20 protein-coding genes are annotated in these 20,764 nt (G+C 66.8%); 17 read left to right on the top strand and 3 right to left on the bottom strand.

Translation table 11 applies throughout. The features are described 5' to 3' along the window. Positions 1-74 precede the first annotated feature (74 nt). On the bottom strand, positions 75-800 hold the full coding sequence (locus H3H55_RS27105) for a glutathione S-transferase family protein (protein ID WP_193100946.1): 726 nt from the start codon (positions 798-800) through the stop codon (positions 75-77). Positions 801-928: 128 nt separating this feature from the next. After that, a complete protein-coding gene (locus H3H55_RS27100) occupies positions 929-1,252 on the bottom strand; it encodes a cupin domain-containing protein (RefSeq protein WP_193100945.1) in 324 nt (107 codons plus the stop codon). Positions 1,253-1,650: 398 nt separating this feature from the next. On the opposite strand from H3H55_RS27100, the gene H3H55_RS27095 reads away from it, so the two are divergent. The 7 genes from H3H55_RS27095 to asd all read left to right on the top strand — a co-directional run bounded on the left by H3H55_RS27095 (position 1,651) and on the right by asd (position 8,358). Beyond that, positions 1,651-2,472 carry a hypothetical protein gene (locus tag H3H55_RS27095; RefSeq protein ID WP_193100944.1) on the top strand — a complete coding sequence of 274 codons (822 nt, stop codon included), beginning with the start codon at positions 1,651-1,653 and terminating at the stop codon, positions 2,470-2,472. Positions 2,473-2,504: 32 nt separating this feature from the next. Further along, complete coding sequence (locus tag H3H55_RS27090) at positions 2,505-3,263, top strand: Tat pathway signal protein (protein ID WP_193102177.1); 759 nt, start codon at positions 2,505-2,507, stop codon at positions 3,261-3,263. A gap of 232 nt (positions 3,264-3,495) precedes the next feature. Then, positions 3,496-4,905 carry a 3-isopropylmalate dehydratase large subunit gene (gene leuC / locus H3H55_RS27085; RefSeq protein ID WP_193100943.1) on the top strand — a complete coding sequence of 470 codons (1,410 nt, stop codon included), beginning with the start codon at positions 3,496-3,498 and terminating at the stop codon, positions 4,903-4,905. Positions 4,906-4,908: 3 nt separating this feature from the next. Then, a complete protein-coding gene (locus H3H55_RS27080) occupies positions 4,909-5,055 on the top strand; it encodes an entericidin A/B family lipoprotein (RefSeq protein WP_021158717.1) in 147 nt (48 codons plus the stop codon). A 68-nt stretch (positions 5,056-5,123) separates the two neighbouring features. Next, complete coding sequence (leuD, locus tag H3H55_RS27075) at positions 5,124-5,774, top strand: 3-isopropylmalate dehydratase small subunit (protein ID WP_193100942.1); 651 nt, start codon at positions 5,124-5,126, stop codon at positions 5,772-5,774. A 76-nt stretch (positions 5,775-5,850) separates the two neighbouring features. Next, positions 5,851-6,918: a 3-isopropylmalate dehydrogenase gene (gene leuB / locus H3H55_RS27070; protein ID WP_048250492.1), complete on the top strand. Its 1,068-nt coding sequence runs from the start codon at positions 5,851-5,853 to the stop codon at positions 6,916-6,918. 318 nt (positions 6,919-7,236) lie between these two features. After that, on the top strand, positions 7,237-8,358 hold the full coding sequence (gene asd, locus H3H55_RS27060) for an aspartate-semialdehyde dehydrogenase (RefSeq protein WP_034185812.1): 1,122 nt from the start codon (positions 7,237-7,239) through the stop codon (positions 8,356-8,358). Positions 8,359-8,460: 102 nt separating this feature from the next. On the opposite strand, the gene flgE is transcribed toward asd, so the two are convergent. Continuing rightward, positions 8,461-9,705, bottom strand: a complete 1,245-nt coding sequence (gene flgE / locus H3H55_RS27055; RefSeq protein ID WP_193100941.1) for a flagellar hook protein FlgE — start codon at positions 9,703-9,705, stop codon at positions 8,461-8,463. A 755-nt stretch (positions 9,706-10,460) separates the two neighbouring features. Here flgE and H3H55_RS27050 point away from each other — a divergent pair. The 10 genes from H3H55_RS27050 (at position 10,461) to H3H55_RS27005 (ending at position 20,734) form a co-directional block, all read left to right on the top strand. After that, positions 10,461-12,533, top strand: a complete 2,073-nt coding sequence (locus tag H3H55_RS27050) for a FimV/HubP family polar landmark protein (protein ID WP_193100940.1) — start codon at positions 10,461-10,463, stop codon at positions 12,531-12,533. Continuing rightward, on the top strand, positions 12,533-13,345 hold the full coding sequence (gene truA / locus H3H55_RS27045; protein ID WP_129516943.1) for a tRNA pseudouridine(38-40) synthase TruA: 813 nt from the start codon (positions 12,533-12,535) through the stop codon (positions 13,343-13,345). Before H3H55_RS27050 ends, truA begins: the two co-directional genes overlap by 1 nt. After that, positions 13,342-14,043: a phosphoribosylanthranilate isomerase gene (locus H3H55_RS27040; protein WP_193102175.1), complete on the top strand. Its 702-nt coding sequence runs from the start codon at positions 13,342-13,344 to the stop codon at positions 14,041-14,043. Before truA ends, H3H55_RS27040 begins: the two co-directional genes overlap by 4 nt. Before the next feature lie 55 nt (positions 14,044-14,098). Then, positions 14,099-15,292, top strand: a complete 1,194-nt coding sequence (gene trpB, locus H3H55_RS27035) for a tryptophan synthase subunit beta (RefSeq protein ID WP_129516945.1) — start codon at positions 14,099-14,101, stop codon at positions 15,290-15,292. 9 nt (positions 15,293-15,301) lie between these two features. Continuing rightward, positions 15,302-16,153 carry a DNA-methyltransferase gene (locus tag H3H55_RS27030; protein WP_048250480.1) on the top strand — a complete coding sequence of 284 codons (852 nt, stop codon included), beginning with the start codon at positions 15,302-15,304 and terminating at the stop codon, positions 16,151-16,153. A gap of 46 nt (positions 16,154-16,199) precedes the next feature. After that, the gene (gene trpA, locus H3H55_RS27025) at positions 16,200-17,015 is read left to right on the top strand and encodes a tryptophan synthase subunit alpha (protein ID WP_193100939.1); all 816 of its coding nucleotides are present in this window, start codon (positions 16,200-16,202) and stop codon (positions 17,013-17,015) included. Positions 17,016-17,080: 65 nt separating this feature from the next. Further along, positions 17,081-17,953, top strand: coding sequence for an acetyl-CoA carboxylase, carboxyltransferase subunit beta (gene accD / locus H3H55_RS27020; RefSeq protein WP_129516946.1), 873 nt, complete (start codon positions 17,081-17,083; stop codon positions 17,951-17,953). 100 nt (positions 17,954-18,053) lie between these two features. Continuing rightward, positions 18,054-19,364: a bifunctional tetrahydrofolate synthase/dihydrofolate synthase gene (folC, locus tag H3H55_RS27015; RefSeq protein WP_193100938.1), complete on the top strand. Its 1,311-nt coding sequence runs from the start codon at positions 18,054-18,056 to the stop codon at positions 19,362-19,364. A gap of 29 nt (positions 19,365-19,393) precedes the next feature. Continuing rightward, the gene (locus H3H55_RS27010) at positions 19,394-20,233 is read left to right on the top strand and encodes an SPOR domain-containing protein (RefSeq protein ID WP_193100937.1); all 840 of its coding nucleotides are present in this window, start codon (positions 19,394-19,396) and stop codon (positions 20,231-20,233) included. Between the two features lie 6 nt (positions 20,234-20,239). Then, positions 20,240-20,734: a CvpA family protein gene (locus tag H3H55_RS27005; RefSeq protein WP_027782633.1), complete on the top strand. Its 495-nt coding sequence runs from the start codon at positions 20,240-20,242 to the stop codon at positions 20,732-20,734. The last annotated feature ends 30 nt before the right edge of the window (positions 20,735-20,764 follow it).

Raw genomic sequence — 20,764 nt, 5'->3', positions numbered from 1 at the left:
TCTGCGGCACGTGCGTGGTCGCGTGAACGGGAACGGTGCCGCCGCGCGCGACGACGCGCGTGTGTCGGCAGCTGTTACTTGTCGAGCTCCGGATAGTGCCGGAAGATCCCCATGTCGTTGAACGGGATGCGGCGCTCCGACTCGAGATAGCGCGCGACGGGCGGATGCTGCGCGACGCGGTCGTGCAGCGCGACGAGCCCCGCGACCTTCCGCTCCGCGCGCTTCATCGCCTTCGGAAACGCGTAGCGCAGGCCCTCGACGAGCTGGAACATCGACAGGTCCGCATAGCTGAGCGCGCTGCCGGCGAGGTAGCCGCCCTTGTGCGGATTCTGTTCGAGCACGCGATCGAAGTAGCCGAGGAATTTCGGCAGCCGGTTCTCGAGGAAATCGGCCGCGCGTTCGGCCGCTTCCGCTTGCTGGTCCTCGTAGTACAGGCAGCTTGCGATCGGATGATGCGTGTCGTGGATCTCGGTGACGAAATCGGCGACGGTCAGCTGGAGCTGGTGCACCCACAGCCGGCCGGCTTCGTCGTCGGGCGCGAGCCCGAGCCGTGCGCCGAGAAACAGCAGGATGTTCGCGGTCTGCGCGACGACCAGGTCGCCAGCCTTCAGGAACGGCGGCGCGAGCGGTAGGTATTCCGCCTTCGTGCTGTCCATCATGCGCATCATCGCCGACACTCCCATCCCGCGCCCCGATTCGCGCGCGACGTCGACATAGTCGGCTCCGGCCGCCTCGAGCGCGAGCCGCACGTATTCGCCGCGGCCCTGGATCTCGGGCCAGTAATAGAGTTCATATCGCATGCTGTGCTCCTGTCCGCTGAATCGGCTGCTGGCGGTTTCGTGAAGACCGGGCGGCCGTGTGCCGCCCGTTGCGAATAGACAGTCTAGAAGATCACGGGAAAAGCGCTGCGCGCGTTACGCATGACGCTTCACTCGCCGCGTTCGCCGCCTTCGGGGCCGTAGAAGAATACCCACGTCGAGAAGTCGTCGGAGAAGCCGACGAAGCGATGCTCCGCATGCGCGGCGACGAACAGCGCATCGCCGGCCGTGACGCTGCATTCGCGTCCGTCGACGACGAAGCGCGACGTGCCGGTGGCGATCACGTAAACCTCGTCGCGCGTATGCGGCTTCTGCTTGTCCTCGACGCGAGGCCGGTACAGTTCGACGTCGAGCGAACCGTGGCGAAACAGTGTCATGAATAGCGTGCCTTCGTAGTCGAGGCGCGCAAGCGATTCGTTCAGGCCGAGCTTCATCGTGGTGGGCTCCGGATCCGATCGTGGGGACGTGCGTTGCATCATCGTATCGCGAAATTGGGCGATCACGGTTCAGCGCGCGACGATGCACGCGAATCGCATCGCTCGCCACCGATGAAACATCGGCAAGCCTGCTCGCCACACATGAAACAAAATCGTCCATCGGTGAAACGGCGTCACGATGCGCCCGCATTCGATCGACAGGTTCACCGCAATTTAATAAACGCCCACTACGATCCAGCCTCGTCGATCGACAGCATGCTGCGATCCGATCCGCGCGTCGATCCTGTCGCCCGTCTTCCAACCGCGCGACGTGCCCGATTGTCATTTCCCGTGAACCCGCGATTTGCATCGCCGCGACTCGTCGCCGGCGCTGTTCGCATCGTTTCGTATTTCTTATGAATCTGAATCCGTCGGCCTCTTTACGCAGAAAATTTCTTGCCGCCGCACCGGCCGTTGCTGCGGCACCGCTGCTGAGCGCATGCGGCGGCGACGACGTTACGTCGGCGCCCATCACCGATACGGCGCTTGCTGCCCAGATGTCCGCAAAACTGAACGCGCAGCTCGGCGATGCGGCGACGGTCAACGCGATCGTGCCGGCGCTGACCGACGTCGGCTTCACGTGGGACCTGCCGACGGCCCCGGCCGCGCAGGTCGGCGCGATCGTCGCGTACAGCTTCGGCAACCGTCCGAACGCGGCAAGCGGCAACACGTCGAGCACGGGCGGCAACCAGTCCGCGCTGCCCGATCCGGGGCCGGTCAACGAAGCGCTCGCGGATGCCGTGTACCGCATCCGCCAGTTGAAGCCCGTGAAGGTCTACGCGCAGTGGGAAATCGCGCGCTTTCTCGTGTCGAAATACGGGATGGGCACCGACGTGTTGTCGTCGATCGAGCCGGTGATCGCGAGCGACGGTTCGATCGTGTACCTGAGCACGGCAGGCGTCGCGGCGGTGGCCGTATCGCGCGCGGGCGGCGCGGCCGCGATGGGCACCGTCGCGGTGGTCGGCCATCGCGACCATGCGAAGCGCTGCATCCAGACCTCGCAGCAGGCGGGCATGAAGGCGGCAGCCGTTGCCGAGGTGCCGCTCCCGACGACGTACGACCCGCAATCGGGCCAGCCGTGGACGCGCAATCGCAGCCTGTACCTCGTGCACGACATGTATGCGCAGATGCTTGGCCGCGCGATGGCTGCGACGATGCAGGCGTTCCCGAAGGGCTGATGCCTTCCGTTTTTCACTCGAATCTCATGACCATGACGACCCGCCGCCATTTCCTGGCTTCCACTTCCGTGTTCGCCGCGTCGTGCGCCACCAGCGCGCCGAGTTTCGCGAGCGACGCACCGGTTTCCGATGCCGAACTGCAACGCCAGATGCTCGGCAAGCTGACGACCGAGCTGAACGACCAAGCAACGGCTGCCGACGAGACCGGCTACCTGTTCGACACCTTCTTCTCGTGGACGCCGCCGACCGTCGATTCGAGCCGCATCCGCACGATCATTGCGTACGGCTTCGGCAGTCGCGCGCCGGCATCCGGCACCGTGCCCGTACCGGGGCCGGTGAACGAAGCGATCGCCGATGCGGTGTTCCGGCTGCGTCAGACGATTGCGATGCCGGTTTTCGCGCAGCAGGAGGTCGCGACGGTGCTCGCGTTGAAGTACGGGCTGACCGCCGGCGTGACGTCGATCGCGACGCCTGCCGCGGTTGCCGGCAGCCCGATCCCGACGCCCGACGGTGTCGCCGCCGCGATCGTCCGGCAGGCTGGCTCGGCCGCGGCGCTCGGCACGGTCGGGATCGTCACGCACGCGGATCAGGCGTCGATCGCCGTGCGCGTGTCGAATGCGGCGGGGATGCAGGCGGCGGTGCCGGCCGGGCTGGCGCTGCCGTCGCTCTACGATACGTCCGCGCAGCAGCCGGCGATGCGCCGCCGCGATCTGTACCTGATGAGCAACGTCGGCATGCAGCTCGCGATGCTGCGGCTCGATTTGATCAACCGCGAATATCCGAACGGCTGAACCGCGGGGCTTCGGCCCGGCGCGCGCGATCCGGGCGACGCGATCCGCGGTCGCAGTTCAGCGGATCCCGCGCGCCCCGTTTGCCGGGTAATGCCGATACAGGTATTGGCACTACCAGCCAAACCACTGTTTTTAATGGGTTTTTTCGCATCCGGCCTGCGCCGCGATGCGTTCTGCGTGGCATAATCGACCGCATCCGTAAGGCTTGTAGTCACAACGACCCCGCATACCCATGGCACAGACTCTCTACGACAAACTGTGGATTACCCACGTGGTCCACACCGAGGATGACGGCACGACTTTGCTGTACATCGACCGTCAGCTGCTGCATGAAGTCACGAGCCCGCAGGCGTTCGAAGGGCTGAAGATCGCGCAGCGTCCGGTGTGGCGCATCAGCGCGAACCTGGCCGTGTCGGACCACAACGTGCCGACCACGGACCGCAGCCACGGCATCGCCGATCCCGTCTCGAAGCTGCAGGTCGACACGCTCGACTCCAACTGCGATGCATTCGGCATCACGCAGTTCAAGATGAACGACGTGCGCCAGGGCATCGTCCACATCATCGGGCCGGAGCAGGGCGCGACGTTGCCGGGCATGACGATCGTGTGCGGCGATTCGCATACGTCGACGCACGGCGCGTTCGGCGCGCTCGCGCACGGCATCGGCACGTCGGAAGTCGAGCACGTGCTCGCGACGCAAACGCTGCTGCAGAAGAAGAGCAAGAACATGCTCGTGAAGGTCGAGGGCGCATTGCCGCGCGGTTGTACCGCGAAGGACATCGTGCTCGCGATCATCGGCAAGATCGGCACGGCAGGCGGCACGGGCTACGCGATCGAATTCGGCGGCTCGACGATTCGCGCGCTGACGATGGAAGGCCGCATGACGGTCTGCAACATGGCGATCGAGGCCGGCGCGCGCGCGGGCATGGTCGCGGTCGACGATACGACGATCGATTACCTGAAGGGCCGTCCGTTCGTGCCGACCGGCGCGGAATGGGACCAGGCCGTCGAGTACTGGCGCCAGTTCAAGTCCGACGAAGGCGCGCAGTTCGACCGTGTGGTCGAGCTGAACGCGGCCGAGATCGTCCCGCAGGTCACGTGGGGTACGTCGCCGGAAATGGTCACGTCGATCGACGGTCGCGTGCCCGATCCCGAGCGCGAGAAGGATCCGGTCAAGCGCGACGCGATGGAGCGCGCGCTGGCCTACATGGCGCTCGAGCCGAACACGCCGATGGAAGCGATCAAGGTCGACAAGATCTTCATCGGCTCGTGCACGAACGCGCGGATCGAGGATATCCGCGCGGCCGCGTATGTCGTGAAGAAGCTGAACCGTCGCATCGCGTCGAACGTGCGTCTCGCGATGGTCGTGCCGGGCTCGGGCCTCGTGAAGGCGCAGGCCGAACGCGAGGGGCTCGACAAGGTGTTCACGGACGCCGGTTTCGAATGGCGCGAGCCGGGCTGCTCGATGTGCCTCGCGATGAACGCCGACCGGCTCGAGCCGGGCGAGCGCTGCGCGTCGACGTCGAACCGCAACTTCGAGGGCCGGCAGGGCGCGGGCGGTCGCACGCACCTCGTGAGCCCCGCGATGGCCGCCGCCGCGGCGATCGAAGGTCACTTCGTCGACATTCGCAAGCTGGGGTAACGCGTGACGGCATCCAAGGTCATCGCGCGGCTGGTCGCCGCGCTGGCGCTGGCGGGGCTGGGTTTCGGCCTCGCCGGCTGCAATACCGTCCAGGGCTTCGGGCAGGACGTCAACGCCGCCGGCAACGCGCTGAAGCGCGCCGCGGAGTGACGATTCCCGCCGAGAATTTGTCGATGTGCGCCGGCTGAACGCCGGCCCTTCAACCGGATAGACGGATCATGGAAAAATTCAATGTGCATACCGGCGTCGTGGCGCCGCTCGATCGCGAGAACGTCGACACCGACGCGATCATCCCGAAGCAGTTCCTGAAGTCGATCAAGCGCACGGGCTTCGGTCCGAACGCGTTCGACGAATGGCGCTACCTCGATCACGGCGAGCCGGGCCAGGACAACTCGAAGCGTCCGCTGAATCCCGACTTCGTGCTTAACCAGCCGCGCTACCAGGGCGCATCGGTGCTGATCGCGCGCAAGAATTTCGGCTGCGGCAGTTCGCGCGAGCACGCGCCGTGGGCGCTGCAGCAGTACGGCTTCCGCGCGATCATCGCGCCGAGCTTCGCGGACATCTTCTTCAACAACTGCTACAAGAACGGTCTGCTGCCGATCGTGCTGACCGAGCAGCAGGTCGATCACCTGTTCAACGACACGTACGCGTTCAACGGTTATCAGCTGACGATCGACCTCGACGCGCAGGTGGTGCGCACGGGCGACGGCCGCGAGTATCCGTTCGAGATCGCCGCGTTCCGCAAGTACTGCCTGCTGAACGGCTTCGACGACATCGGCCTCACGCTGCGCCACGCGGACAAGATCCGCCAGTTCGAAGCCGAGCGGCTCGTGAAGCAGCCGTGGCTCAACACCAAGCTGGTCGGCTGATATCGCCTTCGAGGCGGGCGCGCTGTCGGCGCGCTCGCCGGCCTGCCTCCATAACCTACCCAGTCAGGAATAACGCATGAAGATTGCAGTGCTGCCCGGCGACGGCATCGGTCCGGAAATCGTCAATGAAGCCGTGAAGGTGTTGAACGCACTCGACGAGACGTTCGAGCTCGAGCAGGCGCCGGTCGGCGGCGCGGGCTACGAGGCGAGCGGTCATCCGCTGCCCGACGCGACGCTGAAGCTCGCGAAGGAAGCCGACGCGATCCTGTTCGGCGCGGTCGGCGACTGGAAGTACGACTCGCTCGAGCGCGCGCTGCGCCCCGAGCAGGCGATCCTCGGGCTGCGCAAGCATCTCGAGCTGTTCGCGAACTTCCGTCCGGCGATCTGCTATCCGCAGCTCGTCGACGCGTCGCCGCTCAAGCCCGAGCTCGTCGCGGGCCTCGACATCCTGATCGTGCGCGAACTGAACGGCGACATCTACTTCGGCCAGCCGCGCGGCGTGCGCGCCGCACCGGACGGCCCGTTCGCCGGCGAGCGCGAAGGCTTCGACACGATGCGCTACTCGGAACCGGAAGTGCGCCGCATCGCGCACGTCGCGTTCCAGGCGGCACGCAAGCGCGCGAAGAAGCTGCTGTCGGTCGACAAGTCGAACGTGCTCGAAACGTCGCAGTTCTGGCGCGACATCATGATCGACGTGTCGAAGGAATACGCGGACGTCGAGCTGTCGCACATGTATGTCGACAACGCGGCGATGCAGCTCGCGAAGGCGCCGAAGCAGTTCGACGTGATCGTGACGGGCAACATGTTCGGCGACATCCTGTCGGATGAAGCGTCGATGCTGACGGGCTCGATCGGCATGCTGCCGTCGGCGTCGCTCGACAAGAACAACAAGGGCCTGTACGAACCGTCGCACGGTTCGGCGCCGGACATCGCGGGCAAGGGCATCGCGAACCCGCTCGCGACGATCCTGTCGGCCGCGATGCTGCTACGCTACTCGCTGAATCGCGCGGAGCAGGCCGATCGCATCGAGCGCGCGGTGAAAACGGTGCTCGAACAGGGTTACCGCACGGGCGACATCGCGACGCCGGGCGGCAAGCTGGTCGGCACGACCGAAATGGGCGATGCGGTGATCGCGGCGCTGTAAGCGGCGCGGCAACCACGCAGGCAATCATGTAGAAAGGGCGCGAACGGGCCGCAAAATCGGCCGGTTTGCGCGCGGTTGGCCGTTGTGCGGCCAACCGGCTTTGTGTAGACTCGAACGATGGCGCATATTTCCCTGATCTCCCCGGTCTTGAAACTCCACGGCAACATTGCCCGTGCGGGTGCGCGCGCCATCGTCATCACGAAAACCATTACCACGAAAACGATCATTAAACGCTGATCGTCCGTCGTGCCCGCCTTTTTCCCCGCGCGGTCACAGCGGGGACGGAAATGGCGGGGAAGCTCCATCAAAGGGTTAGTCATGAACGTAGGTCTCGTAGGTTGGCGCGGCATGGTCGGCAGCGTCCTGATGCAGCGCATGCAGGAAGAGGGCGATTTCGACCTGATCGAACCGGTGTTTTTCAGCACCAGCAACACGGGCGGCAAAGCGCCGTCGTTCGCGAAAAACGAGACTACGCTCAAGGACGCGACCAACGTCGACGAGCTGAAGAAGTGCGACGTGATCATCACGTGCCAGGGCGGCGACTACACGAACGACGTGTTCCCGAAGCTGCGCGCGGCCGGCTGGAACGGCTACTGGATCGATGCGGCATCGTCGCTGCGGATGAAGGACGACGCGGTCATCATCCTCGATCCGGTCAACCTCGACGTGATCAAGGACGCGCTGGTCAAGGGCACGAAGAACTTCGTCGGCGGCAACTGCACGGTCAGCCTGATGCTGATGGCGCTGGGCGGCCTGTTCCGCGAGAATCTCGTCGACTGGATGACGGCGATGACCTACCAGGCCGCATCGGGCGCGGGCGCGCAGAACATGCGCGAGCTGCTGTCGCAGATGGGCACGCTGAACGGCGCGGTGCAGGAGCAGCTCGCCGATCCGGCTTCCGCGATTCTCGACATCGACCGCCGCGTGCTGGCCGCGATGAACAGCGATGCGATGCCGACCAGCCACTTCGGCGTGCCGCTCGCCGGCTCGCTGATCCCGTGGATCGACAAGGATCTCGGCAACGGGATGTCGAAGGAAGAGTGGAAGGGCGGCGCGGAAACCAACAAGATCCTCGGCAAGCCGGCCATGGGCGAGCCGGGCTCGATCCCGGTCGACGGCCTGTGCGTGCGGATCGGCGCAATGCGCTGCCACTCGCAGGCGCTGACGATCAAGCTGAAGAAGGATGTGCCGCTCGACGAGATCAACGGCATCCTCGCCTCGGCGAACGACTGGGTGAAGGTCGTGCCGAACGAGCGCGAAGCATCGATGCGCGACCTGTCGCCGGCGAAGATCACCGGCACGCTGACGGTGCCGGTCGGCCGCCTGCGCAAGCTCGCGATGGGCGGCGAATACCTGTCGGCGTTCACGGTCGGCGACCAGCTGCTGTGGGGCGCGGCCGAGCCGCTGCGCCGCATGCTGCGCATCCTGCTCGACAAGTAAGCCCGCTTGCCGGTCCGGCCCGCGGGCCGGGCTGCACCAGATGACGCGCCGCGTCGGCCTTGACGAAATCAAGGCTGGCGTGGCGCGTTTTTCATGCGCGGATCAGCGCAGGTTCAGCAGCGTCTGGTCGACCGTCTGCTGGGTCTTGATCGTCTGCGCATTCGCCTGGTAATTGCGCTGCGCGGTGATCAGGTTCACGAGCTCGGTCGTCAGGTTGACGTTCGAGTTTTCCAGCGCGCTCCCCTGCAGCGTGCCGTGGTTCGTGCTGCCCGGCGCGGAGATCTGCGGCACGCCCGACGCGGCGGATTCGGTGTACTGGTTGCCGCCGATGTTCACGAGCCCGTTCGGGTTGTTGAAGTTCGCGAGCGCGATCAGGCCGAGCAGCGCGCTCTGCCCGTTGGAGTAGTTGCCGGTCAGCTTGCCGTCGGGGCCGATCGAGAACGTCGTCAGCGTGCCGCTCGCGAAACCGTCCTGCGCGAGATTGGTCACGCCGTTCTTCCCGCCGTACTGCGTCGTGCCGCCCAGGTCGAGCGTCAGGTTCTGCGGGTTCGCGCCGCCCGTCGTGTTGGGGACCGAGAACGCGAACTGGCCGAGGCTCGGCGTCGGCTGGCCGGTGGCGGCCGAGGTCGTCGAGCTGATCCGGCCCGACGTGTCGAACGTGACCGTGCCGAGATTCGTCGGCGTCTGGCCCTGCACGCCCGCGTACGCCTGCCAGGTGCCGGCCGCGCCCTTCGTGAAATACATCGTGACCTGCTGCGAACCACCGAGCGTGTCGTAGACCTGGATCGACGAGTTGTAGTTGTACGTCGTGTTGTCGGTCGCGTTGAACGGCGTCTTGGCCGGCACCTTGTCCTGCGAGTTCAGGTTGAACTGACCGGTGATCTTGGTCGTCGCCTGCGGCGCGATGTTGTTGGTCGGCGCCTGCAGCGGCACGGTCGCCGCGGTGTTGATCGCGCCGCCCGCGCCGGCCGCATAGCCCATCAGGTTGCGGTTTTGCGAGTCGACGATGGCGCCGTTCTTGTCGCGGTGGAACGTGCCGTCACGCGAGTACGTCGTCACGCCGTTGTTCGACATCTGGAAGAAACCGTTGCCGTTGATCGCGATATCCAGCGACGAGTGGGTCGTATTGATCGTCCCCTGGCCGAACTGCTGCTGCACCGACGCGAGCTGCGTGCCGATGCCGATCTGCGTGTTGACCGACGTCGCGACCGAATTCGCATACATGTCGGAGAAGTTCGCGCGGCCCTGCTTGAAGCCGGTCGTGTTTGCGTTCGCGATGTTGTTGCCGATCACGTCGAGATTGCTCGACGCGCCGGCCAACCCGCTCAAACCCTGCTGATAGCCCATGTTCGATCCCCGTAACGAGCTGGTGAGTGAATGCAGTCGTGCGACTGCGCGATGACCCCCTGACACCTCACGGCGTCAGCCCGGCCCGCGCTCCCGCCTTTCCGGCATGTGCGAACGCGATGGTCGAATTGCGCCGATTCTTGTTTGAAGTCGATCGTAGCGACCGCAATTATTTGATCTGTGTAATTTTGTGTAATGTAATTGAATTGCCGGTGAAACGATTGCTTTTGTACGACCAATGGGGAGGGCGGTATGAGCTGTAAGCCTTATGGGGCGGGGCTTTCTGGGCCGAAATGTTCAATTCGACGATAAGAGAGGGGAATTGCCTTCTTATCGTTCAATTGAAATTTATTGGAATGGGATTGGCGGGCCGGTGGGATTTGTTTTGATTGTCGGCTGTTAATCCATTAACGGCAGGCGGTGCGAATTATTGAGCGGGCGAGCCTCCGGTGCGCGCCCGAAAGCCGCGTGATTCGTTCGGGATGCGAGGGCTTTTGTTCATCGGGGAGCGTTCTTTTGACCACCCCGGCGCGCCGGCTGCAGCGTGCGGACCGGGGCGGCGGCGCGGCCGGTTGCACCTGCCGGCGACGAATTCGGCCCGAACCCGATCGCGTGAAGTAAACTACGCGGTTACGACGCACAGACCCGCCTAAAGCGTCGCGTTCCGCGCGACGCTTTTGCATTTCTGCGGCAACTTTATTGACGCTTCCAACCGCGAATCCGAGCCGCGCCCGCGCGCGGCGATAGAGCCAACGATGTCCCGAATTTCCTTGTTTCCGCGTCAGTCCCGTCTGTCGCGCGCCGTGCGTGGCGCGCTGGCGATCCTGGCGCTCGGCGCAGCCGCGTCGGCCTGGGCGGCCGGCACCGGCGAACTGCCGGCTTCCGCTGCCGGCGCCGCGCCGCTTACCGTGACGGTCCAGCCGGGCCAGTCGCTGAACGATCTCGCGAAAGCGGCCACGCAGTCGCACGATCCCGGTGTGCTCGCGCGCGCCGGCCGCGCGCTGTTCGACGCCAATCCGCAGGCGTTCATGAAGCATGATGCGAGTCGCCTGAAAGTCGGTGCGACGCTGACCGTGCCCGCGCTCGACGCGACAGGCGCGGCACTCGTGCCGGCCGGTGCCTCTGGCGCATCCGGTGTGGCGGCAGCCTCGGCACCCGCCGCCGCATCGGGCGGGGCGGCGGTCGCGCAGCATGGCGCGTCCGCGCCGCATCCGGTGTCGGCCGTGCAATCCGCGCCGGTGGCGCCGGCCGTGCATGCGGCTCCGGTGAGTGGTGCGAGCGTCGCGACGGCTGCGGGGGCGTCGGCTTCGGTCGGCGCGTCGGCTGTCGACAACATGCAGCCGGCGGCGCCCGCGGCCGGTGCAAGCGGCCCGCACGTGTGGAGCGGCGCGATCCAGTCGGCGCCGTCGTCCGCGAGCGAGGTTGCGGTCCAGCCTGCGCCGGGCAGCCAGGGTTCCGGCGCGAACGAACCGGCCGGCGCGGCGCCCGTCGCGGGCGCGTCGCAGCCGCGGCCGTCGAGCCTGCAGCAATTGCTGGCGCTGAAGAACCGCGTGTTGATGGAGTTGCAGAAGCACGGGATCGGCAAGCCGGCCGGGCCGAACGACGTCGCGCCGTCGACTGCGCCGGCTCCTGCCGCGCCGCGTGCGGCCGCGAACGATGCGGGTGCGTCGGCTGCCGCGTCGACGGCAGGCGAAGCCGCGTCCGGCGTAGCCGCCAGCGCGGTGCAACCGGCATCGGTGCCCGTGCAACCGGCCACACCCGTGGCGGCGCCTGCGCGCCGTACCGAGCAGATGGACTGGCGTCCGGCCGCGGTGGCCGGCGCGGCCGTGATCGTCCTCGCGGCCGGTTTCATGTGGCGCAAGCGCCGCAAGGGCCGGCGCACGGACGATACGGGTACGGCGGCTGCCGCAGCGGGCGGTGCCGCGGCTGCGGAAGCTGACGTTGCGCCGGCCGTCGAACGCGAGTTGCCGATCCAGCCCGAAATGCCGGTCTCCCGCGACGCGGCTGCCGACCTGCACCTTGCCGCGGCGACTGCCGCAGCGGCGGAGACGATCGAGCCGCACGATGCGGATGGAGCGGCGGTGCCGGAAGCGGCGAAGCCGCATGACGAGCAGCTCGAGTTGCCGTCCGCCCACGCCGAAGACCTGCCCGTGAGCGAGGCGGCCGCGCCGCCGGCGCCGAACGACACGGAACCGGTGGAAGAGGCCGCCGCCGACCAGCCGGCCGAGACGCCGGCCGCGCCTTTGGCGCCCGAAGCGCAGCACGCGGCGCTGATGCAGAACGCGATCAGCGCGCTCAACAGCCTCGACATGCCGCTGCCGCCGCGCGCACCTGACGAGCTGTCGCCGGCGTCGCTGGCATCGGACGAGCCGGCTGCTCGGGCAGAGCCGTCCAACACCGAACAAATCGCAACTAACGGTCAATTCGCGCCGCACCCGCCGATTGGCTCGAGCGATCCGACCCCGGAACATCTGGCCGACCAGGACGACGAGTTCGATTGGGACCCGGACGCGGCGACACCCGCCGGCCACGCAGGCAGCCCGTCCGCGACGTCGACGCTGCCGCCGCTCGGCGGCGCGCAGTTCGGTGCACTGAAGCTCGATTTCGATCTCGACCTGCCGTCCACGCCGGGCGCCGCGCTGCCCGCGCTGACGCCGGGCGAACTCGCACGCATCGCGCGCAACAAGCTCGATCTCGCGTCCGAGTACGTCGAACTGGGCGACCTGTCCGGCGCGCGGACGCTGCTGCAGGAAGTGGTCGACGCGAACGACGCCGCGACGCGCGACGACGCGCGTGCGCTGCTCGCGAAACTGGCGGACGAGGCGTGATGCGGATCGCACTGGGTATCCAGTACGACGGCGCGGCGTTCTGCGGCTGGCAGGCGCAGCCGCACGGAAAGACCGTGCAGAATGAACTCGAGCACGCGCTGGCCGAGTTCGCGCGGGTGCCGTTGCACACGACGGTGGCAGGGCGGACCGACACCGGCGTGCACGGGCTCGGGCAGGTCGTGCATTTCGACACGGAACTCGATCGCGACGATTTCTCGTGGGTGCGCGGCACCAACGCGTTCCTGCCGTCGACCGTGTCGGTGCAATGGGCGAAGCCGATGCCGGAGGCCTTCAACGCGCGTTTCTCGGCGTTCGAGCGCACCTATTACTACGTGCTGTACGTGCACCCCGTGCGTTCGCCGATGCTGGCCGGCCGCGCGGGCTGGATCCATACGCCGCTCGACGACGACGCGATGCGCGCCGCCGCCGCGCACCTGATCGGCGAGCACGACTTCTCGTCGTTCCGGTCGTCGGAATGCCAATCGAAGACGCCGGTCAAACACCTGTATCAGATCGACGTGCGGCGCGCGGGCCATTTCATCCATTTCCGCTTTCGTGCCAACGCGTTCCTGCACCACATGGTGCGCAACCTGATGGGCTGCCTCGTCGCGGTCGGGCGCGGCCGCTATCCGGCCGACTGGGTCGCCGACGTGCTGGCCGGGCGCGACCGCGGCCTCGCGGCGCCCACGTTCATGGCCGACGGGCTGTACCTCGCCCACGTCGGCTACCCGGCGGAATTCGCCGTCCCGCCCGCGCAGCTCGGCAGCGTGCCGTGGAGCAGCGTCTGGGCCGATCTGGACCTTCAATCATGACGGATCACGCGGTTTCTCCTTCGACTCCCGCCGCGGCCGGCCTGCCGCCGCGCACGCGCATCAAGTTGTGCGGGCTGTCGCGTCCCGAGGACGTGCTGCACGCGGCGGCGCTCGGCGCCGATGCGATCGGCCTCGTGTTCTACCCGAAGAGCCCGCGCGCGGTGACGATCGCACAGGCGGCCGAACTCGCGCGCCTGGCGCCGCCGTTCGTGTCGGTGGTCGGGCTGTTCGTGAATGCGACCGAAGCGGAGATCGAGGCCGTCGTGCGCGACGTGCCGCTCACGCTGCTGCAGTTCCACGGCGACGAGACGCCCGAGCAGTGCGATGCGCTCGGCCGCGCGGCCCGCCTGCCGTGGCTGCGCGCGGTGCGCGTCGGCCCCTCGACGCAGCCGTCCGATTTGGTAGAATCGGACCTTCATTATTCGAAAGCGCGCGGCCTCCTGTTCGACACCCTGGTGCCGGACTACGGTGGTAGCGGCAAGGTCTTCGATTGGTCTCTTATTCCCGCAGAGCTCGCGCGTCGGGCCGTTTTGAGTGGTGGCTTGAACGCGCAAAACGTCGGTGATGCGATCCGCCAGCTGCGCCCGTTTGCTGTCGATGTCTCGAGTGGCATCGAAGTGGAGGGCGCGAAGGGCGTGAAGGATCACGCCCGAATGGCGGCGTTCGTACGCGCGGTGCGCGAAGCGGACGCCGGGTGATGCAAGCCGGTGCGGCCCCGAAAGCGGGGCGCATCGACCGATCGAGAGAGACACCATGTACAACCTTCCTGATAGTCGCGGCCACTTCGGCCCGTATGGCGGCGTGTTCGTCGCCGAGACGCTGATTCACGCGCTGGACGAACTGCGCGCGGCGTATGAAAAATTCCAGAACGATCCCGACTTCGTCGCCGAATTCGAGCGCGAGCTGAAGCATTTCGTCGGCCGTCCGTCGCCGATCTATCACGCGCAGCGCTGGAGCGAGACGCTCGGCGGCGCGCAGATCTACCTGAAGCGCGAGGACCTGAACCACACGGGCGCGCACAAGATCAACAACGTGATCGGCCAGGCGCTGCTCGCGAAGCGCATGGGCAAGAAGCGCGTGATCGCCGAAACCGGTGCCGGCCAGCACGGCGTCGCGACCGCGACGATTTGCGCGCGCTTCGGGATGGAGTGCATCGTCTACATGGGTTCCGAGGACGTGCGCCGGCAGGCCGCGAACGTCTACCGGATGAAGCTGCTCGGCGCGACGGTCGTGCCGGTCGAGTCGGGTTCGCGCACGCTGAAGGATGCGCTGAACGAGGCGATGCGCGACTGGGTCACGAACATCGAGAGCACGTTCTACATCATCGGCACGGTCGCAGGCCCGCATCCTTACCCGATGATGGTGCGCGACTTCCAGCGCGTGATCGGCGACGAGTGCAAGGTGCAGATGCCCGAGCTCGCGGGCCGGCAGCCCGACGCGGTGATCGCCTGCGTCGGCGGCGGTTCGAACGCGATGGGCATCTTCTATCCGTACATCGATGATCAATCGGTACAGCTGATCGGCGTCGAAGCGGCCGGCGACGGCCTCGACACGGGCCATCACGCGGCGTCGCTGATCGCCGGCAGCCCGGGCGTGCTGCACGGCAACCGCACGTACCTGCTGCAGGACGACAACGGCCAGATCATCGAGACGCATTCGGTATCGGCGGGCCTCGACTATCCGGGCGTCGGCCCCGAGCATGCATGGCTGAAGGACAGCGGCCGCGCGCAGTATGTCCCGATCACCGACGAGGAAGCGCTGAAGGCGTTCCACGACTGCTGCCGGATCGAGGGGATCATTCCCGCGCTCGAGTCGAGCCACGCGATCGCATATGGCGTGAAGCTCGCGCCGACGTTGCCGAAGGACAAGATCCTGCTCGTCAACCTGTCGGGCCGTGGCGACAAGGACATGCACACGGTCGCCGAGCGATCGGGCATCGAGCTCTGACCCCGACCGATGCGTGACCTGATCGAAGAACCGGGCGGCGGTGCCGCGAGCGAGGCGGAGGCGGTTCAGCCTGCCGCCGCCGTGCCGCGCGCGCTGCCGTCCGGTATCGAACTGCATAACCGCGATTTCCTGACCCATGCCGCGCACCTGCCGGACGCGTCGATCGACCTGATCGTCGCCGATCCGCCGTACGGGCTCGGCAAGGACTACGGCAACGACTCGGACAAGCTGTCGGGCGACGTGTTTCTCGCGTGGACGCGCGAGTGGCTCGAACTGGCGATTCCGAAGCTCAAGCCGAGCGGGTCGATGTACATCTTCTGCACATGGCAGTACGCGCCCGAAATCTTCAGTTTCCTGAAGACGCAGCTCACGATGGTCAACGAGATCATCTGGGACCGGCGCGTGCCGAGCATGGGCGGCACGACGCGCCGTTTCACGTCGGTGCACGACAACATCGGCTTTTTCGCGGTTTCCAAGGCGTATTACTTCGATCTCGATCCGGTCCGCATCCCGTACGACGCCGACACGAAGAAGGCCCGCTCGCGCAAGCTGTTCGAAGGCAGCAAGTGGCTGGAGATGGGCTACAACCCGAAGGACGTCTGGTCGGTCTCGCGCCTGCACCGGCAGCACGCGGAGCGCGTCGATCATCCGACCCAGAAACCGCTGGAAATCATCGAGCGGATGGTGCTCGCAAGCTGCCCGCCGGGCGGCCGCGTGCTCGATCCGTTCATGGGCAGCGGCACGACCGCGGTGGCCTGCGCACGGCAGGGGCGCGACTTCGTCGGCTACGAGATCAACGAAAGTTATTGTGCGATCGCGCACGAGCGCGTGAACGCGCTCGCCGCGCAGGCATGCGCGTGAATCGCGCCGCCGCATCGCCGAACGCAATGCATCCAGGAAAATTGCCATGTCCCGTATCCAGCAGACCTTCGCCGCGCTCGCCGAACAAGGCCGTAAGGGCCTGATCCCGTTCATCACGGCCGGCGACCCCGACCCCGCGAAGACCGTCGAATTCATGCACGCGCTCGCCGAAGGCGGCGCCGACGTGATCGAACTCGGCGTGCCGTTCTCGGACCCGATGGCCGACGGCCCCGTGATCCAGCGCTCGTCGGAACGCGCGCTGGCGCGCGGCGTCACGCTGAAGAGCGTGCTCGCTGACGTGAAGCGCTTCCGGGAAACCGACCCCAAAACCCCCGTCGTGCTGATGGGCTATGCGAACCCGATCGAGCGGATGGGCGTCGACGCGTTCGCGGCCGAAGCACAGGCGGCCGGTGTCGACGGCGTGCTCGTCGTCGACTATCCGCCGGAAGAGGCGGGCGTGTTCGCCGAAAAGATGCGCGCCGCGCAGATCGATCCGATCTTCCTGCTCGCGCCCACGTCGACCGACGAACGCGTCGCCGACGTCGGCAAGATCGCGAGCGGCTACGTGTACTACGTGTCGCTCAAGGGCGTGACCGGTGCGGGAAATCTGGATGTTTCGAGCATTGCGGGTAAAATCCCGGCCATCAAGTCGCGCGTGCCGGTTCCGGTGGGCGTCGGCTTCGGTATCCGCGACGCCGAAACGGCGCGCGCGGTGGCCGAAGTGTCGGACGCCGTCGTGATCGGCAGCCGTCTGGTGCAGCTGCTCGAAAGCGCCGCGCCGGAAGGCGCCGCCGCCGCGCTGAAGACGTTCATCGCCGAGCTGCGTGCCGCGCTGGACGGCGCGGGCAAGGCGGCGCGATAACACCAACATAGGAAGGCGGGAACGGGGCACGCGGCCCGGCCCGCCACGGAACAGGAAACCATACGATGAGCTGGCTCGACAAACTGTTGCCGCCGAAGATCAAGCAGACCGACCCGAAAAGCCGCAAGGGCATTCCGGAAGGCCTGTGGGTCAAGTGCCCGTCCTGCGAGGCCGTGCTGTACCGCAACGACGTGGACGCGAACCTGCACGTGTGCCCGAAGTGCGATCACCACATGCGCATCGGCGCGCGCGAGCGTCTTGACGGGTTGCTCGATCCGGAAGGCCGTTACGAGATCGGCCAGGAAGTCGTGCCGGTCGACACGCTGAAGTTCAAGGACAGCCGCAAGTACCCCGATCGTCTGAAGGAAGCGATGGACGAGACGGGCGAGACCGACGCGATGGTCGTGATGGGCGGTGCGATCCACACGCTGCCCGTCGTCGCGGCCTGCTTCGAGTTCTCGTTCATGGGCGGCTCGATGGGCTCGGTCGTCGGCGAGCGTTTCGCACGCGGCGCGCAGAACGCGCTCGAACAGCACGTGCCGTTCATCTGCTTCACGGCGTCGGGCGGCGCACGGATGCAGGAAAGCCTGCTGTCGCTGATGCAGATGGCCAAAACCACCGCGATGCTGACCAAGCTGGCCGAAGCGAAGCTGCCGTTCATCTCGGTGCTGACCGACCCGACGATGGGTGGCGTGTCGGCGAGCTTTGCGTTCCTCGGCGACGTCGTGATCGCCGAACCGAAGGCGCTGATCGGCTTTGCCGGCCCGCGTGTGATCGAACAGACGGTCCGCGAGAAGCTGCCGGAAGGTTTCCAGCGCGCCGAATTCCTGTTGACGACGGGTGCGATCGACATGATCGTCGACCGCCGCAAGATGCGCGACGAGATCGCGCAGCTGCTCGCGCTGCTGCAGCGACAGCCGGCCGACGCGCTGGCCTGACCGGCGCAAGGTGGTGAACTCTGCGCGTCGCCTGGCTTCAGCGTCAGGCGGCGCGCTTCGTTTTTTGGCGTAGTGGCGGTACCGATCCAGATTTGATCCGATGAGCACTTTTCCCACTCTCGACGCGTGGCTTTCGCATCTCGAACGCGCGCACCCGGTCGGCATCGACATGGGCCTGACCCGCATCGGGCAGGTCAAGGCGGCGCTGCAGCTCGAATTCGCGTGCCCCGTCATTACCGTCGGCGGCACGAACGGCAAGGGCTCGACCTGCGCGTTCCTCGAGACGATTCTCGTGCGCGCGGGTTACAAGGTCGGCTGCCACACGTCGCCGCACCTGCTTGAATTCAACGAGCGCGCACGCGTGAACGGGCTGAACGTCACCGATGACGAACTGCTGCCGCACTTCGAGGCCGTCGAAGCCGCGCGCACGTCGCTGCCCGAGCCCGTGTCGCTCACGTACTTCGAATTCACGACGCTCGCGATCCTGCATCTGTTCGCGTCGCGCGGGCTCGACGCGGTGATCCTCGAAGTCGGCCTCGGCGGCCGGCTCGACGCGGTCAACATCATCGATACCGACTGCGCGATCGTCACGAGCATCGACATCGACCACACCGAATATCTCGGCGACACGCGCGAGAAGATCGCGTTCGAGAAGGCCGGGATCTTCCGCGCGGGCAAGCCGGCGATCTGCGGCGATCCGGCCGTGCCGCAGACGCTCGTCGACCACGCCGAAGCGATCGGCGCCGACCTGTGGCTCGTCGGCCGCGATTTCCGCTACGAGGCGCAGGCAGGTGCGGAGCGCCAGCAGTGGAGCTACCTCGGTCGCGAGAAGCGTTATCCGGCGCTCGCGTATCCGGCGCTGCGCGGCGCGAATCAGCTGATCAATGCGTCGGCCGCGCTCGCCGCGCTCGAGGCGCTGCGCCCGCTGCTGCCGGTGTCCGCGCAGGACATCCGGCTCGGGCTCGCGAACGTCGAGCTGCCGGGGCGCTTCCAGGTGCTGCCCGGCAAGCCGGCGATCGTGCTCGACGTCGCGCACAACCCGCACGCGGCGGCCGTGCTCGAGCAGAATCTCGGCAACATGGGCTTCTTCCCGTACACGTACGCGGTGTTCGGCGCGATGCACGACAAGGACATCGACGGCGTGCTGCGGCACCTGAAGGGCGAGATCGACCACTGGTGCGTGACCGACCTGCCGCTGCCGCGCGCGGCCTCCGCGGAGCAGCTCGAAGCCGCGCTGCGCAAGGCCGGCGTGGAGGAGGGGGCCGATTCGAGCGTGACGCGTTACGCGTCGCCCGCCGAAGCGTTTCGCGATGCACTAAAAAGAGCATCCGAGAATGATAGAATCGTGGTTTTCGGCAGTTTCCATACGGTTGCCGGCGTGCTGGCCTACCGTAAATCGCAGCAACACTGACTGACGGGCAGTTTCGGACTCAGCCATTCATGGGAATTTTCTCGTTCGGCAAAAAAGACGACGACGCGCCCACGCGGCGCGGCGGTCGCACCGGGACCTCCCGGAACGTGCGCACGGAGCGCACTGAACGCGTCGAGCGACGCTCACGCCGCACCGAGCGTCCGGAATCGGACGCGCTGCTCCTCGATCCGACCCTTCCAGAAAAGCAACGCGCGCGCCGTCGCCTCGTCGGCGCGATCGCGCTCGTCGTGGCCGCCGTGATCGTGCTGCCGATGGTGCTCGATTCGCACCCGAAGCCGGTGACGGACGACATCGCGATCGACATCCCGAACCGGCCCGCGCACCAGGCGGTCGCGCCGCGCGACGACGACGCATCCGATGTGCAGGCGGGCGTCGCGCACGACGAGCCGCCGGCGTCCGATGCCGCGATCGCGGCGGTCCCGGCGCCCGCGCCGAAGGATGCCGACAAGCCGGCCGCGAAACCCGATACGACGACCACGGCAAGCGTGACGCCGCTGAAGCCGGCCGCCCCCGCGGCGAAACCGGCCGCGCCGAAGCCCGCCGCGCCGAAGCCGGCGCCCGCGACGGTCGCGAATGCCGACACCGCGAGCCCGGACAGCGGCGATGCATCGTCGCCGGCGTCGCCGGCCGGTGCGCGCTTCGCGGTGCAGCTCGGTTCGTTCAAGGATGACGCGACGGCCCGGTCGTGGGCCACCAAGTTGAAATCGGCGGGCGTGCCCGCATATGTCGAGCATCGCAAGCAGGCGGACGGCAGCACGGCTACACTGCTGCGTGCGGGCCCATTCGCGGATCGCTCGGCGGCTTCCGCCGCGATCGCGAAGGTGCGCGAAGCCGGTCTGACGCAATAACGCACGATGCTGACGGCTTTCGACTACGCTGTATTGGCGGTGATCGTGTTGTCGGCGCTACGCGGTGCGTGGCGCGGCTTCGTCTCGGAGATTTTCGGGCTGATCGGCTGGATTGCGGCGATCGTGATCGCGGGCCGCTACGTCGGGCTGGTCGTGCCATATATCCCGGCTAACTGGCCGGGCGGCGCGCTGACGCAGTGGGTGATCGCCTTCGCGTTGCTCGTGATCGGTGTCGTGCTGGTCGCCGGTGTCGCGAACGCGCTGCTGTCGCGGATCGCGCAGGCGAGTGGCCTGGGCGGCGTCGACCGCTCGCTGGGCATGATGTTCGGGCTCGTCCGCGGCTGTGTGCTGGTGGTGCTGCTGGTCGCGGCGGCCGGGCTGACCGAACTGCCCAAACAGGATTTCTGGCGCAATGCGCTATTGCGTCCTTTTGCCGAACAGGGCGTGCACGAGCTGAAGCAGCTCCTGCCCGACGGCATGGCCCAGTACGTACGCGTGTGACGACGCGGCCGGGCAGGACGGAACCGATTT

The sequence above is a fragment of the Burkholderia sp. Z1 genome, from assembly GCF_014893795.1.
Taxonomy (GTDB): Bacteria; Pseudomonadota; Gammaproteobacteria; order Burkholderiales; family Burkholderiaceae; genus Burkholderia; species Burkholderia theae.
The sequence above is the reverse complement of the archived record's forward strand: the minus strand, read 5'-3'. Positions and strand labels throughout refer to the sequence as shown.

Excerpts from the sequence above, each read along its gene's own strand:
- H3H55_RS27090 (WP_193102177.1), top strand. The coding sequence starts at position 2,505 with ATGACGACCCGCCGCCATTTCCTGGCTTCCACTTCCGTGTTCGCCGCG.
- H3H55_RS27050 (WP_193100940.1), top strand. The coding sequence starts at position 10,461 with ATGTCCCGAATTTCCTTGTTTCCGCGTCAGTCCCGTCTGTCGCGCGCC.
- leuB (WP_048250492.1), top strand. The coding sequence starts at position 5,851 with ATGAAGATTGCAGTGCTGCCCGGCGACGGCATCGGTCCGGAAATCGTC.
- H3H55_RS27030 (WP_048250480.1), top strand. The coding sequence starts at position 15,302 with ATGCGTGACCTGATCGAAGAACCGGGCGGCGGTGCCGCGAGCGAGGCG.
- truA (WP_129516943.1), top strand. The coding sequence starts at position 12,533 with ATGCGGATCGCACTGGGTATCCAGTACGACGGCGCGGCGTTCTGCGGC.
- folC (WP_193100938.1), top strand. The coding sequence starts at position 18,054 with ATGAGCACTTTTCCCACTCTCGACGCGTGGCTTTCGCATCTCGAACGC.
- trpB (WP_129516945.1), top strand. The coding sequence starts at position 14,099 with ATGTACAACCTTCCTGATAGTCGCGGCCACTTCGGCCCGTATGGCGGC.
- H3H55_RS27005 (WP_027782633.1), top strand. The coding sequence starts at position 20,240 with ATGCTGACGGCTTTCGACTACGCTGTATTGGCGGTGATCGTGTTGTCG.
- H3H55_RS27100 (WP_193100945.1), bottom strand. The coding sequence starts at position 1,252 with ATGAAGCTCGGCCTGAACGAATCGCTTGCGCGCCTCGACTACGAAGGC.
- asd (WP_034185812.1), top strand. The coding sequence starts at position 7,237 with ATGAACGTAGGTCTCGTAGGTTGGCGCGGCATGGTCGGCAGCGTCCTG.
- flgE (WP_193100941.1), bottom strand. The coding sequence starts at position 9,705 with ATGGGCTATCAGCAGGGTTTGAGCGGGTTGGCCGGCGCGTCGAGCAAT.
- leuC (WP_193100943.1), top strand. The coding sequence starts at position 3,496 with ATGGCACAGACTCTCTACGACAAACTGTGGATTACCCACGTGGTCCAC.
- accD (WP_129516946.1), top strand. The coding sequence starts at position 17,081 with ATGAGCTGGCTCGACAAACTGTTGCCGCCGAAGATCAAGCAGACCGAC.
- H3H55_RS27040 (WP_193102175.1), top strand. The coding sequence starts at position 13,342 with ATGACGGATCACGCGGTTTCTCCTTCGACTCCCGCCGCGGCCGGCCTG.
- H3H55_RS27095 (WP_193100944.1), top strand. The coding sequence starts at position 1,651 with ATGAATCTGAATCCGTCGGCCTCTTTACGCAGAAAATTTCTTGCCGCC.
- H3H55_RS27010 (WP_193100937.1), top strand. The coding sequence starts at position 19,394 with ATGGGAATTTTCTCGTTCGGCAAAAAAGACGACGACGCGCCCACGCGG.
- leuD (WP_193100942.1), top strand. The coding sequence starts at position 5,124 with ATGGAAAAATTCAATGTGCATACCGGCGTCGTGGCGCCGCTCGATCGC.
- H3H55_RS27105 (WP_193100946.1), bottom strand. The coding sequence starts at position 800 with ATGCGATATGAACTCTATTACTGGCCCGAGATCCAGGGCCGCGGCGAA.
- trpA (WP_193100939.1), top strand. The coding sequence starts at position 16,200 with ATGTCCCGTATCCAGCAGACCTTCGCCGCGCTCGCCGAACAAGGCCGT.